The organism is Nocardioides sp. LMS-CY, assembly GCF_018732145.1.
GTDB classification, from domain to species: domain Bacteria; phylum Actinomycetota; class Actinomycetes; order Propionibacteriales; family Nocardioidaceae; genus Nocardioides; species Nocardioides soli.
Genome location: NZ_CP076104.1, coordinates 758,548 through 774,079, shown reverse-complemented (window position 1 = coordinate 774,079; position 15,532 = coordinate 758,548). Strand labels below are relative to the sequence as shown.

The window sequence follows — 15,532 nt, the reverse complement described above, 5'->3', positions numbered from 1 at the left end:
CCCTGGGCGAACTCGGCCAGGGAAGCGCGAGGTCGACCTCATCCCTTGATGAGACACCGCCCCCCGGAGCGACCCGGATCCAGACCACAGGTCGGCGTCCTTCCGACAGGCGCCGAACGGGCGCGCGGGAGGAGTCGTCAAGGGGCGCGAAGCGGCGAAGCGAACCCCTTGACGACGGAGGACGCGCGCCCATCCTGGCGCCGCCGGAAGGGCGCCGAGAATCGCCCAACCGGGGCCGGCTCAGCCGCGGTGCAGCTTCGAGCGCATCCGGCCGGCCACGACCCGGAGCAGGTCCTTGCTGCCGGTCTCACCCACCCGGCGGTCGGCGACGGTCGCGGGCGCGGTGGCGCCGGCCTCCTTGCGGGCCTCGCGGGCACCGGCGGCACGGGCCTCGCGGCGCACCTCCTCGATCGCGTCGTGGCTGACGGCGGTCGCGTCGGCGAGCAGCCGGTCGTAGCGGGCCGACAGGGCGTCGAGGTCGGCGGACGCGCTGGCGTCGACGCCGTGGCTGTTCGCGAGCACGTCGAGGTCGTCCCAGATCCGCTGCGCGACGTCCTGGAGGTCGGCGGGCACCTCGAGGTCGTCCCAGGTGACCCGGTGCCGGCGCAGGTCGGGATCGATGAACTCGTCGACCGGGCTGGGAGCGTCGGTGGTGACGTCGACGTCGTAGGTCAGGCCCAGGTCGGTACCGAGCCCGGCGAGCACCGGCCGCCAGTCGGTGAGCAGGTCGGTGTAGCGCACGAACGCCCGCGGCAGCGCCCGGGTCTCGCGCTCGTTGACGATCGAGTTGTTGACCCAGCGGGCGACGTTGAACGTCTCGTAGCGCCGGCGGGCCACCTCGTCGTCGGGGTTGGCGTAGTACGTCGCGCGGCTGCCGACCACCTCGGCCGGGTGCCGCAGCATCGAGATGCAGCGCAGCTCGAGCCCGGCCTCCGCGGCGGCCCAGCGCCACAGCTCCTGGGTCCACACCGTGCGCGGGTCCTTCACCACGACCTGGTCGCTCTGCTCGGCCTGCTCGGCGAGGAAGGCGACCAGGCGCCGGCGCTGGTCGTCGGTGATCGATTCCTGCACGCGGCCGAACGCCGTCGGTCGGCTGTCGAACTCGTGGATGCCGGCCGCATCGGTGACCTGCTTGTGGAAGCGCACCGCCCACTTCGACTCGAAGAAGCCCTTCGGGTTCGACTCGTTGGCGCCGAGGTAGGGCCCCGGCACGAACAGGCCGAGGTGGTGCAGCGTGCCCGACATCGTGCTGGTGCCGCTCCGGCCGGTCCCGGTGATCAGGATCAGCAGCTTCATCGGGTCTCCTTCTCGGGGCCGGGGTCCGGCGGCGCGTCGCCGCGCGGCACCATCACCGCGTCGACGAAGCGGGCGCCGGCGCGACCGTCCTCGAGGTCGAGGAAGTCGGCACGGAACTTCTCGTACGCCGTGGCGTGCTCGGCGCGCAGCCGGTCGAGGTCGCGCAGCTGGTCGATGACCTCGTCGGTCGTCGCGACCAGCGGGCCGGGCGCGGTCGGCTCGAAGTCGAACAGCCAGCCGCGGGTGTCCTGGTACCGCTGCAGGTCGGGCACCTGGAAGACCATCGGCTTGCCGGTGACGCCGAAGTCGAAGCGCAGCGAGGAGTAGTCCACGACGCCGGCGTCGGCCGCCAGGTAGAGGTCGGAGATCTCCGGGTAGTCGGTGACGTCGATGCAGCCGCGCAGCGAGCCGAGCCGGTGCTCGGAGCGCGCGTTGAACGCGTGGCCGCGGATCAGGATCACGTAGTCGGGACCGAGCGCGGCGGCGGCCCGCTCGAAGTCGAGGAAGTCCGGCCACCACGCGCTGTTGTCGTCGACCGACAGGTAGTCGCGGAACGTCGGGGCGTAGAGGACCGCCTTCTGGTGCGGCTCGATGCCGAGTGCCGCCCGGGTCGCCTCGCGGATCGGCTCAGCGAGCGACGACCGGAGGACGTCGTTGCGCGGGTAGCCGATCTCGAGGACCTCGCCGTCGTAGGCGAAGTCGCGCCGCAGCAGCGGGGTGGCGTAGCGCGCCGGCGAGATCAGGTAGTCCCACTGCCGGGCGCGCTCGTCGTAGGAGTCGATGCGCGCCTGGGAGAACTGCACGTTGCGCCAGTGGGTGTGCCCCATCTGCTTGAACGGGTAGCCGTGGAAGGTCTGCACGAGCACCTGGCCGTCGGGCTTGCGGTGCCACTCCGGCTGGTACATGTTGTCGACGTAGTAGGTCGCCGACTGCACCAGCTCGTACCACTGCGGGCTGTTCACGACGACCGGGATGCTGCCCTCGGGGATCACCACCGAGTGGTCGTGCACGGCCCAGTAGACGGGCAGGTCGGAGCCGCGGCGCCGCAGCTCGCGCTGGATCGAGAGGCCGTTGTCGGTGGCCAGCTCGCCGAAGTACGACCGCAGCAGCAGGCCGCGGGTGAGCCGGGTGCGCGGCGGCGCGGAGCGCAGCCGGTTCTGCCGGTAGGTGCCGCGGCCGTCGCCGATCGGGCGCAGGATCGAGACCCGTACGACCGAGTCGGGGCCGCGCACGACCCGGCCCTCGATCTGCTCGGTGCGCACCGGTGCCGGGAGCGCGTCGTTGAGCCGGCGCGACACCTGCATCGGCACCCGCACGACGTCGCCGTTGGCGACGGTCAGGTCGGCGGCCAGGTCGTGGTCGCCCAGCGGCAGCGGCCACCGGCCGAAGCGGTAGACCTGGTGACGCAGCTCCAGCTCCGCGGTGAACCGGCCCGCGGTCACCGGGAAGAACTCGCCGACGGCGCGGCTCCGCTTGCTGCGGGCCCGGATCCGCAGGCTGCTGGCCGACCGGCCCACGACGCGGCCGGAGACGCGCAGCACCCCGTCGGCCCCGAGCTCGGCGGTGTCGACGCGCACGCCCGCGCCGAACTCGCGGACGATCAGCGCGGCGTCGCGGCGTACGTCGACCGCCAGCGCGACCCCGGCCGGGTAGGCGTAGGTGTCGTCGGTCGGTACGACGTCGCTGCGACCGGCGTCCTCGCCGGACTGCGCGGAGCGCTGGGCGACCAGCCGCCACTCGACCGCGGCGCCGGGCTTGGGAGCCGGCACGCGCGGCAGCGTGACCTGGAAGCCGCCGTCGGCCCCCACCGGGGCGACCGCCCGGTCGTTGCCGTCGTTGAGGACGATCGCGGTGACTCCGGAGGTGTCGACGACGGTGCCGCGCAGGGTCCGTCCGTCGAGCTCGACGTCGCGCACGACGGCGGCGGTCCGGTCGACGGTGAGCCGCAGCACCCGGTTGACCTGCCACTCCGGGAGCAGCCGGCCACCGCCGGTCAGCAGCACGGCGGGCACCAGACCGGCCGCGCCGCTGCGCAGCATCCGCTGCACGGGCCGGGTGACGCTGAGGCCGCCGACCTCGATGCGCAGCTGCACGGTCCACGAGGAGCCGTGCCTCGCGGCGGTCGCGAGCCGGCCGATCGGCACCCGCACGCCGAAGAGGCCGGGGTTGTAGTCGCACCAGGCGTCTTCCATCGGCGGCTCGAACGACGACTCCGGCGTCTCGGTCGACCAGCTGACGTGCTCCTCACCGGTCTGGTCGTCGCGGAGCACGACGGCGACGCGCTGCTCGTGGCTCGAGAGGTCGACCTTGCCCAGGTAGGCGCGGCCGGTGATCCGCGCGACGACCTGGCCGTCGGCGTCGGTCTCCCAGTGGAAGTTCTCGACGTGGTGCCAGAGCTGGAGCTGGTCGGGGTGGATCACGAAGAGCTCGTCCGGCAGAGCGGGGTCGCCGAGCAGCGGCAGCTCGAGCAGGACGCCGTCGTCGCGCAGCCGCGCCGGCCACGGCGGGAGGTTCTGCACCTTGCGGCGGACCAGCTCCTGGAGGTCCGCGCGGCGGTCCTGGATCGCGAGCTCGACCAGCAGCCGGCGGTTGGGGAGCGTCTGGTCCCACACCCACTCGGGCGCGCCCTCGGCGAGCTCGCGGACGGCGGCGACCAGCTCGCTCCAGTAGTCGTCGTCGACGGTGCCGGGGCTGGTGAGGTACCAGTGGAAGTGGACCTGGAAGAGGGTGAGCCGCCACTCGTCGTAGAGCTCGGGGGTGAGCTCCCGGGTCAGTACGTCGCGGCTGGTCCGCCAGGCGGCGATCCGGTCGCGGAGGTCCTTGATGCTGGCGGTCTGCTGGCTGATCGAGCTCAGGTCGTCGCGGGCGCGGTAGCGGTAGACGTGGTCGGGGATCACGTCGATGGCCGCCGCGCGGGCCAGCAGCTGGGTGACGATCGGCTGGTCCTCGTAGGCGACGCCCTCGCGGAACCACAGGCCCTGGGCGTCCCAGAAGTCGCGCCGGAACAGCTTGTTCCAGGTGTAGAGGTTGCGCAGCAGCGCGGGGTACTGCTCGATCGTGACCCGCTCGCGCACGTCGTCGTGGACCTCGGGCACCCAGGTGGGCCACCAGTCCTTCGCGACGTTGAAGCGGTCCACGGCACCGGCGACGATGTCCGATCCGGTTCGTACGGCGCTGTCGTGGAGCCGGCGCAGCGCCCCCGGGGTGAGCTTGTCGTCGGAGTCGACGAAGGTGAGGAAGCGGCCGCGCGCGGCGCGTACGCCGGTGTTGCGGGCCGCGCCGAGGCCGCCGTTCTCACGGGTGACGATGCGGAACCGGGCGTCGCGGGCGGCGTACCGCTCCGCGATCGCCCGGGAGCCGTCGGGCGAGCCGTCATCGACGAGCAGCACCTCGAAGTCGGTGAACTCCTGGGTCACGATGCTGTCGAGGCACTCCGCGATGTAGCTCTCGACGTTGTAGAACGGCACGATCACGCTCACCCGAGGGGGACGGATCCGGCGGCCGAGGCGGGTGCGGGCGGCCCGGCGCGCGACCCGGCGGGCGAGCACGGTCGCCTGGTGGCGACGGGCAGCGAGGCGGCTCACGGCGACCAACCTAACGGCTGGGTCCACGCCGTCCCGCATCCGCCTCCCTGGCCAGCACCTCCGTCAGCGCGTCGACGACCCGCACCGACGAGCGCCCGTCCTGGAACGGGTTCCAGCGGGCGTTGAACTCCGCGATCGGGCCCGCCCAGCGCTCGGCGAGGCTCGGGTCGAGGAGCTGCTCGACGACGCCCCCGGTGTCGACGACCAGCGGTCCGGGCGCCGACTCCTCGAAGGGGAAGAGGAAGCGGCGGCTGCCGCGGGCGTAGTCGTCGAGGTCCGGCACCAGGAAGACCATCGGCCGACCGGTGAGCGCCACGTCGAAGCGCATCGAGGAGTAGTCGAGGACGCTGGCGTCGGCCGCCAGGATCAGGTCGTTGACCTCGGGGTACGCCGTCACGTCGACCACCCGGGCCCCGCCGACCTCGACCGGGGCGGGCGTGTGGAAACGGTGCCCGCGCAGCAGCAGCACGAAGCGGTCGCCGAGCGCGGCGGCCGCCCGGGCGAGATCGAGGTGCTCGGTCATCCGTGCGCCGCGCGGCCGGAAGGCCAGGTGCTCGCGCCAGGTGGGCGCGTAGAGGACCGCGGTCTGGTCGGCGCGGATGCCGAGCAGGTGCCGGGCCGCGGCGCGCCGGTCGGCGGCGTCGGGCCCGACCAGGGCGTCGTCGCGGGGGTAGCCGTGCTCGAGGGCCGGGCCGGCGTAGGAGTACTGCTCGCGGTAGAGGCGGGTCATCTCCGGGGTCGGGGTGAGGATCGCGCTCCAGGTGTCGACACCCCGGGCCCGCAGCTCGCGGACCTTCGCCGGCGGGTAGTGCTGGGCCTGCCACTGGCTGGCGCCCATCGCCTTCGACGGGTAGCCGTGGAAGGTCTGCAGGAGGTACTGGTCCGGCCGCCGGCGGAACCACGCGTCCGTGTCGGTGTTGACCACGAGCGCCCGCGCCCGGGCGAGCACGTCGTACCACTGCCGGCTGCGCAGCAGCACCTGCTCGGCGCCGTCGGGCGCCCGCTGCCCGGCGTCCGCGACCCCCCAGACCAGGCGCAGATCGCGACGTCGGCCGCGCAGCTCCTCGAAGATCGCCCGCGGACTGTCGGTGGCGGTGCGGCCGGCGTAGCTCTCGAAGTAGACGAGGCCAGGGTCGAGCGGGCGGTCGTCGAGGCGGTACGCCGCCTGGAGCCGCTCCTGGGCACGGCGACCGGCCTCGTCGTCGGCGAGCGGTGGGCCGAGCTCGACCACGAGGCCGCCACGCGGCCCGAGGTGCGCGCGCACCCGGTGGCTGGCAGTGCGGTGTTCGGCCGGGAGCCGCGCGCGCAGGTCGCCGGTCACGGCGACGTTCGCCTCGCCGGCGACGATCCGGTAGCTGCCCGGCGGCAGCGCGGTCGCGCGGCCGAGGACGTCGGTCTCCAGCGCGACGGCCACCCGGTCACCGTCACGGCGCACCGGCACCGGGATCGGCACGTCGCCGCGGCGCAGCACCCGGAGGTCGTCGACGCGTCCGGTCGCGGTGAGCAGGAGCCCGTCGTCGACGACGTCGAGGCCGGCGACGGTGACCGGGCCGGGGCTCGGGGCGACGGCCGCGGGGACGTCGACCCGGGCGGTGCGGGTCAGCTCGCCGGCCCGCACCGTCACCTCGAGCCCGGCCGGACCGGACACCTCCACCCGCACCGCGACCGCCGCCTGGAACCGACGGTCCCACCAACGGGTCGCCTCGCCGGGGTCGAGCACGGTCACCGGGAGCGCGGCGCCGCGGGCGTCGCGGACCTCGACGACGGTCGCGGGGTCGGCCAGGTCCACGCCGGGGACGCCGAGCCACAGGTCGGTGCGCCCGGCACCGGTGCGGACCACCCGCGCGATCGGTGCCGTCTCGCTCTCGTCGAGCCGGCGCACCTCGCCGGCCAGTCCCGGGACCGGCCAGACGGCGAGCACGTCGCCGCCGCGGCGCTCGGTGCGCAGGTCGTCGCCGAGCCCGAGCAGCTCGGCCGCGACGGCCTCGAGATCGGTGCGCCGGCCGGCGGCGGCGAGCGCGACCAGGGCCCGCGCCGCGGCACCGATGCCGGCGGTCCAGCCTGCGTCGGCGGTGGCCCGCTCCGCCACGCGCCGCAGCTCGGACCACTGCGTCTCGTCGGCGCGCTCGGCGTCCTGGAGCAGCCGCGGCAGCTCGAACCCCACGACCGTGCGGCGCCACCGCTCGGCCAGTCGCGGGTCCCCGCCGAGCCGGCCCTCGACCCGGGACCACTGCTCCAGCCGCTGCCCGAGACCGGGCAGCGGGCTGGGCGTGGCGCCGTAGGCGCGGGTGCCGTGGTCGGGGTACCAGGTCACGCCCGTCGCCGGCAGCGCGACGGGCGCTCCGTGCTCGGCGACGAGGCCGGCGAGCGTGGGCGAGCACAGCCAGTCGTCGTGCTCGGTCAGCGTCCGGCCGCCCCAGGCCGCGCGCCGCACCACCGCGCCGGCCAGCCGCACCTCGAGGGTCTCGTCGGCGTGCTGGAGACGGCGCAGCCAGGGCTCCGGCTCGCCCGCCTGCTCCAGTCGGGGAAGCGCGGCCGGCTCACCGGCGCCACCGAGCCGGTCGACGGCCGACCGCACCGCGTCGGGGGCCAGCGTGTCGCAGCCGCGCAGCAACAGCACCAGGTCGGCGGCGGACGCCGTCAGCGCGGCGGACGCCGCCCGCTGCCAGGTCGGCTGCTCGTCGAGCAGCCGGCCCAGCCCCGCGTGGACGGCGGCGCCGGCGACCGGAGCGAGCAGCACGCCGGGTGTCGGTCCGTGCTGCGCGCCGACCGAGCGGAGCGCCTCGCCGAGTCGCGGCAGGTCGATCGGCTCGACCACCACGGCGACGTCGACCGACGGGCGGCCCGCCGACCGGAGCGCCGAGCCGAGCGCCCGGCGGACCCGGCCCGGCAGCACCGCGCGCGCGACCGACCGGACGCCGGGACGCCGCGACCGGCCCGGGGTCAGAGCAGCCCCGCCTCGGTGAGGAAGTCGTGGGCGACGTCCGCGGCCTTCTCGCGGTCGACGGCCATCCGGCCGTTGAGCTCGGTGAGCTTCTCGGTGGTCAGCGCCGCCATCAGCGGGTTGAGCACGTCGGCGATGTCGGGGTGGGCGTCGAGGAACTCGGTGCTGACCGCCGGCACGAGGTTCTGCGCCGGCTGGATCTGCTTGTCGTCGTCGAGCACCACGAGGCCCTGGGACTCGAGCGTGCCGTCGGTGGTGCTGGTCTCACCGAGCTGCGACTCGCCCTTCAGCACCGACTGGTAGGTCTGGTCGCTGGCGTAGCCCAGCGGCAGCACCTTGGTGATGTCGATGCCGTACTCGTCGGAGAGCCCGCCCTCGCAGTCGAGGCGGCCCTTGCAGTCGGGCGCGGCGGCCAGCACGACGGACTTGCCCTCGAGGTCGGAGAGCTGGGTGACGCCCTCGGAGTCGGAGTAGTCCTTCGTCACGAAGAACGCGTTGGTGTCGGTCGCGGGCGAGAGGTCCAGCAGCGTGATGCCGGCCTCGTCGAGCAGGTCCTTGCCCTGGTCGGCCAGCTCGGCGCCGTCACCCGCGGTGAACGGCTCCGCGTCGGCGCCGTTGGCCCGGCCGTTGAGGAAGTTGACGATGCCGCCGACGTATTCCGGCACCACGTCGACGTCGCCGGGGAACGTGGGCATGTAGGCGTCGCGGGCGTCGACGAGCTTGACGTCGGGCTGGTAGCCGGCGTTGGTCAGCAGCTCCTCGTACATGGCCGCCACCAGCTGGGCCTCGGGGAAGTTCTGCCCCGCGATGTGGACCGGCCCCTGGTCGGCGCTGCCGGAGGCGGCCGGGGTGCTCTCGTCGTCGCTGGCGTTGTTGTCCAGGTCGTCGCCGGCACAGGCCGTGACCAGGAGCAGGGACCCGACCGCGAGGACCGCAGCCAGGGATCGTCGGACGTTCATGTGCTTCACCTTCTGTGTCCCGCGGGCGCACCGCGCGTGTCCGGATCGAGCTGTCGACGTACCCACGTGCACAGGCCGTCAGGGGCCGACGGTGTCGGCCTTCTCGGCAACGATAGGGGCGGCCTCCGACATTCCTCGACGCCGTTTCCGAACCGTTGTCCGCGGCACCGGGTCGAGCATCCGCTGGGCGAACGCACCGACGGCCTCCAGCACCAGTGCGACCACCGCGATCACGATCGCCCCGGCGATGCCCTTGCCGTAGTTGGTGCGGAGGAAGCCGTCGGTGACCACCTCGCCGAGCCCGGGTCCCGCGACCAGGGCGGCGATCGTCGCGGTCGCCCAGACCTGCACGAGCGCGAGGCGGACGCCGGAGAGCACCAGGCCCGCCGACAGCGGGAGCTCGACCCGCCAGAACTTCTGCCCGCCGGTCATGCCCATGCCGTCGGCCGCCTGGCGCACCGCGGGCGAGACCTCCCGCACCGCGATGTTGGCGTTGGTGATGATCGGCGGCAGCGCGAAGAGGGTGAGCGCGATGATCGTGGCCAGGCCGGCGCGGCCGTACGGCCCGAACTCCCGCGTGCCGGGCCAGTCGGCGACCACGAGCAGCGCGAGCAGCGCGAACGTCGGCACCGCGCGCCCGACGTTCGAGACGTTGATCGCCAGCAGCGAGCCGCGACCGAGGTGACCCAGCCACAGCGCGAGCGGCAGCCCGATCGCCATCGCCACCAGCAGCGCGGTGCCGGTGAGCAGCAGCTGCTGCGCCATCAGCTGCAGCATGCCGTCCTCGCCGGTCCAGCTCGACGCGGTCGTGAGGTAGTCCCAGGCGTCGGAGAGGACCGTCATGCCGCGGCCGCCTTCCCGTGCGTCCACGGCGTCAGCAGCCACTGGGAGCCCACGATCAGCAGGTCGAGCACGACCGCCAGCACGACGCACAGGATCGAGGCGGTCATCAGCTCGGCCCGGAAGTTGGTGAGCACCCCGTCGCTGATCATGTTGCCCAGGCCGCCGAAGGACACGATGGTGCCGACGGTCGTGAGCGCGACCGTCGAGACCGTCGCCACCCGCAGGCCGCCCATCATCACCGGCAGCGCCAACGGCAGCTCGACGCGCAGCAGCCGCCGGGTCGCGCCGTACCCGAGCCCGGTCGCCGACTCACGCACCTCCTCGGGCACCGACCGCAGCCCCTCGAGCATGCTGCGCACCAGGATCGTGAGCGCGTAGAGCGCGAGGCCGATGACGACCGTGGTCGCGGTGAGGCCGGTGAACGGCACCAGCAGCGGGAACAGCGCCAGGGACGGCACCGTGTAGAGGGCGGTCGAGACGCCGAGGATGCTGCTCTCCAGGCGCGGCAGCCGCCGGGCGACCAGCGCGAGCGGGAACGCGATCAGGACGGCCAGCACGACCGCGGCGACCGTGATCTGGATGTGCTCGACGGTCGCGTCGACGATCTCGGACCGATAGTCCTGGAGGTACTGGCGGCAGAACCACTCGTTCGTGAGCCGGCTGTAGCAACTGGGGTCGTCCGCCGATGACGCTGCTGCCGTGGCCGCCGCGAGTAGGGTCACCGCATGGACGCTACCCCCTCGACGGGCGCCCACCCCATGATCCGGCTCTCCGGCGTCGGCAAGACCTACGACGACGGCACGGTCGCGGTCCAGGAGCTCGACCTCGAGGTGGCCCGGGGCGAGCTGGTCTGCCTGGTGGGGCCGTCGGGCTGCGGCAAGTCCACGACGCTGAAGATGATCAACCGCCTCATCGAGCCGAGCACCGGGCGGATCGAGATCGACGGCGAGGACGTCACGGCGAAGGATCCCGTGCAGCTGCGGCGCAGCATCGGCTACGTGATCCAGCAGGTCGGGCTCTTCCCGCACCAGCGGATCCTGGCCAACGTGATGACGGTCCCGCTGCTGTACGGCGAGTCGAAGGCGATCGCCCGCGAACGCGGCCGGGAGCTGCTCGACCTGGTCGGACTCGACCCCGCGACGTACGCCGACCGCTATCCGCACCAGCTCTCCGGCGGCCAGCAGCAGCGCGTCGGCGTGGCGCGCGCCCTGGCGGCGCACCCGCCGGTGCTGCTGATGGACGAGCCGTTCGGCGCGGTCGACCCGGTGGTGCGGACCCGGCTGCAGGACGAGTTCCTGCGGCTGCACGACGAGCTCGGCGTGACGGTCGTCTTCGTCACCCACGACATCGATGAGGCGGTGCGGCTCGGCGACCGGGTGGCGGTCTTCGCGGCCGGCGGCCGGCTCGCCCAGTTCGACACCCCGGCCCGGCTGCTCGGCCGGCCGGCCGACGACTTCGTCGCGGAGTTCGTCGGCTCCACGTCGGGCCTGCGGCGCCTCACCGTCACCCCGCTCGACCCCGCGCACCTGGAGCCCCTCGACGGGGTGCGGGGCGGCGACCTCGGCGACGCGGTCGGCCTCGACATCTCGCTCGGCGACGCCCTCGCGGTGCTGCTGCGCGACGACCGCGGCATGATCGGCGTCCGCGACGGCGCGCGCTTCGTGGGTGTGCTCACCCCCAACGGCGTGCACCAGGCCCTGCGGGCCGCGTTGGCGGAGATGGACGCGTCGGCGTAGGTCAGCATTCGCCGAGAAGTCAGGCCACCGGCACGTCCCGGTGCCAGGACTCGGTGACGTACTTCGTCGCCCAGCCCATCGACGTGTAGAGGCCGGCGGCACCGGTGGGCGAGTCGGCGTCGACCTCGAGCCCGACGCGGTCCCGCTCGCGCAGCGCGGCGTCGGCGACGATCGTGCGCAGCAGGCCCTTGGCCACCCCGCGACCGCGGGCGGCGGAGAGCACGCCGAGGTAGGAGACGTAGGAGCCGTCGGGACCGCCCCGGGTCTCGGAGACGGTGCCCACCAGCGCGCCGACCGGCACCGGCTCCGGGCCGTCGACGAGCTCGGCGAGCCACCAGTGGTCCCAGCGGTGCCCGGGGTCCTCCCGCAGCCGGTGCAGGAACTCCTCGAAGGTCTCCTCGCTGGAGTTGAAGTGGTCGACGAAGGCGCCCTCGAGCACGTCGTGCATCCGGCGCAGGTCGTCCTCGTCGGGCAGGCCGCCGTCGCCGTGGCGGACCAGCCGGATCACGACGCCGTCCTTCTCCCAGTGCGCGGGGTCGGGCACCAGCCCCAGCTCGGCGGGTACGACGGGCCGGCTCATCTGCCACCAGGTGCGGACCCGCTCGAAGCCCGACTCGCGCAGCCAGCGCGCCTGCCGCTCGTCGCCCTGGAACGCGCCCGTGTCGATCTGCTGGGTCGTGAGCCCGCGGGCGGCACCCACCGCGCGGGCCTGCGCCCGGGCCCACTCGACGAGCAGCTCGGCGCACCGATCCGCGATGTCGTCGGGGAGGTCGCGCGCGACGACGTGCACGAAGAGCATCCGGCCGACCGAGCGGTCGTGCACGCTCCCCCATGCCTGGATCTCCCCGTCGGCGTCGCGCACGACGACGTTCTCGCGCATCCGCAGCCCGTGCTCGGACACCTCGACGAGCACGTCGTCGACCCCGGCCCCCGCCCAGCCGCGGCCATGTCGCTCGTGGTCGCGCAGCAGGCGCGCGAGCCGCGCCACGTCGAAGCGATCCGCGGCGTCCGGGCTCCCGACGGACCAGCCGGGTGGCAGCCCGACCACCGGCCCCAGGGCCGCGTCGGGGTCGCTCTCGAACCGGTTCTGATCGGGAATCACGTTCGATCGTATGCCCCGGTCGGGGCGGGCTGACGCGAACTCCGCAGAAGTTTCCGGCCCGCTCGGCGTGACCTGGGACTCAGGCGTGCCGGCGCTGGCCGGCCTCGGCCGCGCGCCAGGCCTCGGTGACCGTGACCAGCTCGGCGCGGGCCACGTCGAGCTCCTGCTCGAGCTCCACGACGCGGACGACGGCCTCCGCGGCGCGCTCCTCCGCCTCGGCGAGGCGCTCCTCCAGCCGGTCGGCGGTCTCGCGGCCCTGCCGCTCGGCGGCCTCGGCCCGGCGGGCCTCCACGTTGAGCTTGCGGGTGGCGTCGGCGGCCCGCTGCTGGGCCGTCGTGAGCGCCTCCTCGAGCTCGTGGGCGAGCGCCTCCTGGCGCCGCAGGCGGCCCTCCATGGAGTCGACGAACGCGGCGTTCTCGGCGGCCCGCTCGTCGGTGAGGCGCCGGTAGGCCTGGGCCTGCTCGGCGCGGTCGCGGGCGGCGGCGCGCCGGGTCGCGGCCAGCTCGCTGTGGGTGATCCGGGTGGCGGCGGCGCCGAGGAGGACGCCGAGCACGGCGGCGAGCGTGACGAGGAGCCACGAGCCGCTGAGGATGGCGCCGGCCACCACGAGGGCGGCGAGCACGAGGAGGGCGACGGCGACGGTCAGCCGGGTGCTGCGCTGCCGACGCCGGCTGGAGCGGGTGGCCGCCGCGGCGGGGCGCTCCGGTCGAGCCTGGGGGGAAGCCATACCAGCAGGTTAGGACTCTTCGTCGTCGGATCTGACGCGACACGCGCGCTCGAGCAGCAGCGCGGTGCCGACGATCGCCGCGCCGGCGAGCCCGGCAACGAGCGAGCGCAGCACCCGCTGGTCGGCGAGCTCGGTGCCGACGCCGACCCAGCTCACGGCGTACCCGAGGTAGCCGCCGGCCACCAACGCGCCCACGAGCGCGCACGCGCGCGCGAGCACCAGCCGGTTGACGGCCTGGTGCGGCTGGAGCAGCTCGTGGTGGACGTGCACGGTCCGCCAGGTGAGGTACGCCGTGGTGCCCAGGATCGCCGCGACCAGCACGAGCGCCAGCGGCTGGGCCCAGGTGACGATCGGCGGGGTGCCACCCGACCGGACGACGAGCGTGCGGAGCAACCAGCCGCCGACGAGCCCCACGACGGCCCAGGCGGTGAGCGTGGCCGCCGAGGTCGGCCGCAGCCTGCCGGGGCGGTCCTCGGGACCGCTGGGACCGTCGTTCACCGCCCCACCCGCAGCAGCGTCACTGCAACTCGAGGACCAGGTCGTCGCGCAGCTTGATGCCGCTCCGGTCGGTCTGGTCCAGGAGGTCGGCGACCGGGCCCCGGTCGGGGAACTCCGCGCCGGGGTCGACGTCGAGCCACGGCTGCAGCACGAAGGCGCGCAGGTGGGCCCGCGGGTGCGGCAGTCGCAGCGACTCCTCGTCGCTGCGCCGGTCGCCGACGACGATCAGGTCGACATCGAGCGTGCGGGGGGCGTTCTGCACCTCGCTCCGCTCGCGCTCGAAGGCGTCCTCGATCGCGAGCGCGCGGTCCATCAGCCGCGGGGCGGCCAGCGTCGTGTCGATGAGCACGACGGCGTTCAGGTAGGTCTTCGCCTCGGGCGGGCAGTCGACCGGGTCGGTCTCGTAGACCGGGGACACGCCGGTGATCCACACGTCGGGAGTGTCGGCGATCGCGTTGAGGGCGCCCTGCAGGCTGGCCATCCGCTCACCCAGGTTCGAGCCGAGGGCGAGCACCGCTCGACGGATCGGACGCATCTCCCCGGTCAGCGTGTCGGCGTCGACGATGTGGGGGTTCGGGGTCTCAGTCACGGTGGCCCTTCCGGGTGATCGTCAGCGCGACGTCCGAGAACGTCGCGTCGATGGGTGCGTTCGGCTTGTGGACCGTCACCCGAGCCCATTCAACACGATCGTCCAAGAGGCAGACGTCCGCGATCCGCTGGGCCAGGGTCTCTATCAGGTCGACCGGATCCTTCTCCACGGCGGCTTTCACATGCGCCACGAGGCTCCCGTAGTCCACGGTGTCTCGCAAGTCGTCGCTGGCCGCCGCCGGGGTGCTGTCGACGCCGAGCACGAGGTCGATCACGAAGACCTGGCCCTCACGCTTCTCGAACTCGAAGACCCCGTGGTGTCCGTAGCACTCGATGCCGAGTACGGCGAGCTCGTCAACCATCGGTAGCTCCTTCGCGATCCGTCTCCAACCTGGCCAGCTCCAACCTGGCCAGCACCAGCAGGGCGTCCTTCGCGACTCGTACGTCGTGCACGCGCAGGCCCCACACGCCCTGCTGGGCGAGCAGCACGGTGAGCGCGGAGCTGGCGTGCTCGCGCTCGTCGACCGGGCGCGGGATCCCGCCGGAGGCAAGGAGCCTACCGAGGAAGGATTTCCGGCTCGCACCCACCAACAGCGGATAGCCCAGCGCGTGCAACGGCCCGAGGTCGCGCAGCAGCTCCCAGTTGTGCTCGGCCCGCTTGGCGAAGCCCAGGCCCGGGTCGAGCACGATCCGGTCGCGTTCGATGCCGGCCGCCCGCATCGCGTCGACGCGGCCCGCGAGCTCGTCGCGCACCGCGGCCACCACCCCGCCGGGGCCGTCGTAGACCGCGAAGTCGCGCATATGGTCGGCGTGGGCGCGCCAGTGCATCGCGACGTACGTCGCACCGAGGTCGGCCACGGCGTCGAGCATCCGCGGGTCCGCGAGGCCGCCCGAGACGTCGTTGACGATCGCCGCCCCGGCGGCCACCGCCGCCTCGGCGACCTCGGCGCGCATCGTGTCGACCGAGACCCGGGCGCCGTCGGCCGCGAGCGCCGTGATCACCGGGATGACCCGGCCCAGCTCTTCCTCGACCAGCGGCCGGGTCGCGCCGGGACGCGTTGACTCGCCGCCGATGTCGAGGATGTCGGCGCCGTCGGCGAGCAGTGCCCGACCGTGCTCGATCGCGGTGTCCGGCTCGAGCCACCGGCCCCCGTCGGAGAAGGAGTCAGGGGTCACGTTGACCACGCCCATCAGCAACGGGATGGTCGGCGGCATGCCCACGAGGCTAGTGCCGACCGCTCCGGGCGGGTCCAGC

General features: G+C 73.8%; 13 protein-coding genes. 1 reads left to right on the top strand and 12 read right to left on the bottom strand.

The window, feature by feature from the left end; translation table 11 throughout:
- Positions 1-240 precede the first annotated feature (240 nt).
- From KM427_RS03715 to KM427_RS03690, 6 genes are all read right to left on the bottom strand, one after another.
- Positions 241-1,296, bottom strand: coding sequence for a sulfotransferase family protein (locus tag KM427_RS03715; RefSeq protein ID WP_215526300.1), 1,056 nt, complete (start codon positions 1,294-1,296; stop codon positions 241-243).
- Positions 1,293-4,880 carry a bifunctional glycosyltransferase/CDP-glycerol:glycerophosphate glycerophosphotransferase gene (locus KM427_RS03710; RefSeq protein ID WP_215526299.1) on the bottom strand — a complete coding sequence of 1,196 codons (3,588 nt, stop codon included), beginning with the start codon at positions 4,878-4,880 and terminating at the stop codon, positions 1,293-1,295. The genes KM427_RS03715 and KM427_RS03710 overlap by 4 nt, the downstream gene beginning before the upstream one ends.
- A gap of 10 nt (positions 4,881-4,890) precedes the next feature.
- Positions 4,891-7,776, bottom strand: coding sequence for a CDP-glycerol glycerophosphotransferase family protein (locus KM427_RS03705; protein WP_215526298.1), 2,886 nt, complete (start codon positions 7,774-7,776; stop codon positions 4,891-4,893).
- Positions 7,777-7,823: 47 nt separating this feature from the next.
- Positions 7,824-8,783, bottom strand: coding sequence for an ABC transporter substrate-binding protein (locus tag KM427_RS03700; protein ID WP_183592677.1), 960 nt, complete (start codon positions 8,781-8,783; stop codon positions 7,824-7,826).
- A 78-nt stretch (positions 8,784-8,861) separates the two neighbouring features.
- The gene (locus KM427_RS03695; RefSeq protein WP_215526297.1) at positions 8,862-9,626 is read right to left on the bottom strand and encodes an ABC transporter permease; all 765 of its coding nucleotides are present in this window, start codon (positions 9,624-9,626) and stop codon (positions 8,862-8,864) included.
- Positions 9,623-10,348, bottom strand: coding sequence for an ABC transporter permease (locus tag KM427_RS03690; protein WP_215526296.1), 726 nt, complete (start codon positions 10,346-10,348; stop codon positions 9,623-9,625). The genes KM427_RS03695 and KM427_RS03690 overlap by 4 nt, the downstream gene beginning before the upstream one ends.
- A gap of 3 nt (positions 10,349-10,351) precedes the next feature.
- Here KM427_RS03690 and KM427_RS03685 point away from each other — a divergent pair, with 3 nt between their 5' ends.
- Entirely contained in the window at positions 10,352-11,362 is a 1,011-nt protein-coding gene (locus tag KM427_RS03685) for an ABC transporter ATP-binding protein (protein WP_215526295.1), read from the top strand.
- Positions 11,363-11,381: 19 nt separating this feature from the next.
- Here KM427_RS03685 and KM427_RS03680 read toward each other — a convergent pair whose 3' ends face one another.
- The 6 genes from KM427_RS03680 to folP all read right to left on the bottom strand — a co-directional run bounded on the left by KM427_RS03680 (position 11,382) and on the right by folP (position 15,492).
- On the bottom strand, positions 11,382-12,464 hold the full coding sequence (locus KM427_RS03680) for a GNAT family N-acetyltransferase (RefSeq protein WP_183592674.1): 1,083 nt from the start codon (positions 12,462-12,464) through the stop codon (positions 11,382-11,384).
- 79 nt (positions 12,465-12,543) lie between these two features.
- A complete protein-coding gene (locus KM427_RS03675) occupies positions 12,544-13,191 on the bottom strand; it encodes a hypothetical protein (protein ID WP_215526294.1) in 648 nt (215 codons plus the stop codon).
- Between the two features lie 9 nt (positions 13,192-13,200).
- Positions 13,201-13,689, bottom strand: a complete 489-nt coding sequence (locus KM427_RS03670) for a DUF3180 domain-containing protein (protein WP_183592672.1) — start codon at positions 13,687-13,689, stop codon at positions 13,201-13,203.
- A gap of 19 nt (positions 13,690-13,708) precedes the next feature.
- Entirely contained in the window at positions 13,709-14,278 is a 570-nt protein-coding gene (gene folK, locus KM427_RS03665) for a 2-amino-4-hydroxy-6-hydroxymethyldihydropteridine diphosphokinase (RefSeq protein ID WP_183592671.1), read from the bottom strand.
- Positions 14,271-14,639: a dihydroneopterin aldolase gene (folB, locus tag KM427_RS03660; RefSeq protein ID WP_183592670.1), complete on the bottom strand. Its 369-nt coding sequence runs from the start codon at positions 14,637-14,639 to the stop codon at positions 14,271-14,273. Before folB ends, folK begins: the two co-directional genes overlap by 8 nt.
- Complete coding sequence (gene folP / locus KM427_RS03655) at positions 14,632-15,492, bottom strand: dihydropteroate synthase (protein ID WP_252275026.1); 861 nt, start codon at positions 15,490-15,492, stop codon at positions 14,632-14,634. Before folP ends, folB begins: the two co-directional genes overlap by 8 nt.
- Positions 15,493-15,532: the final 40 nt, after the last annotated feature.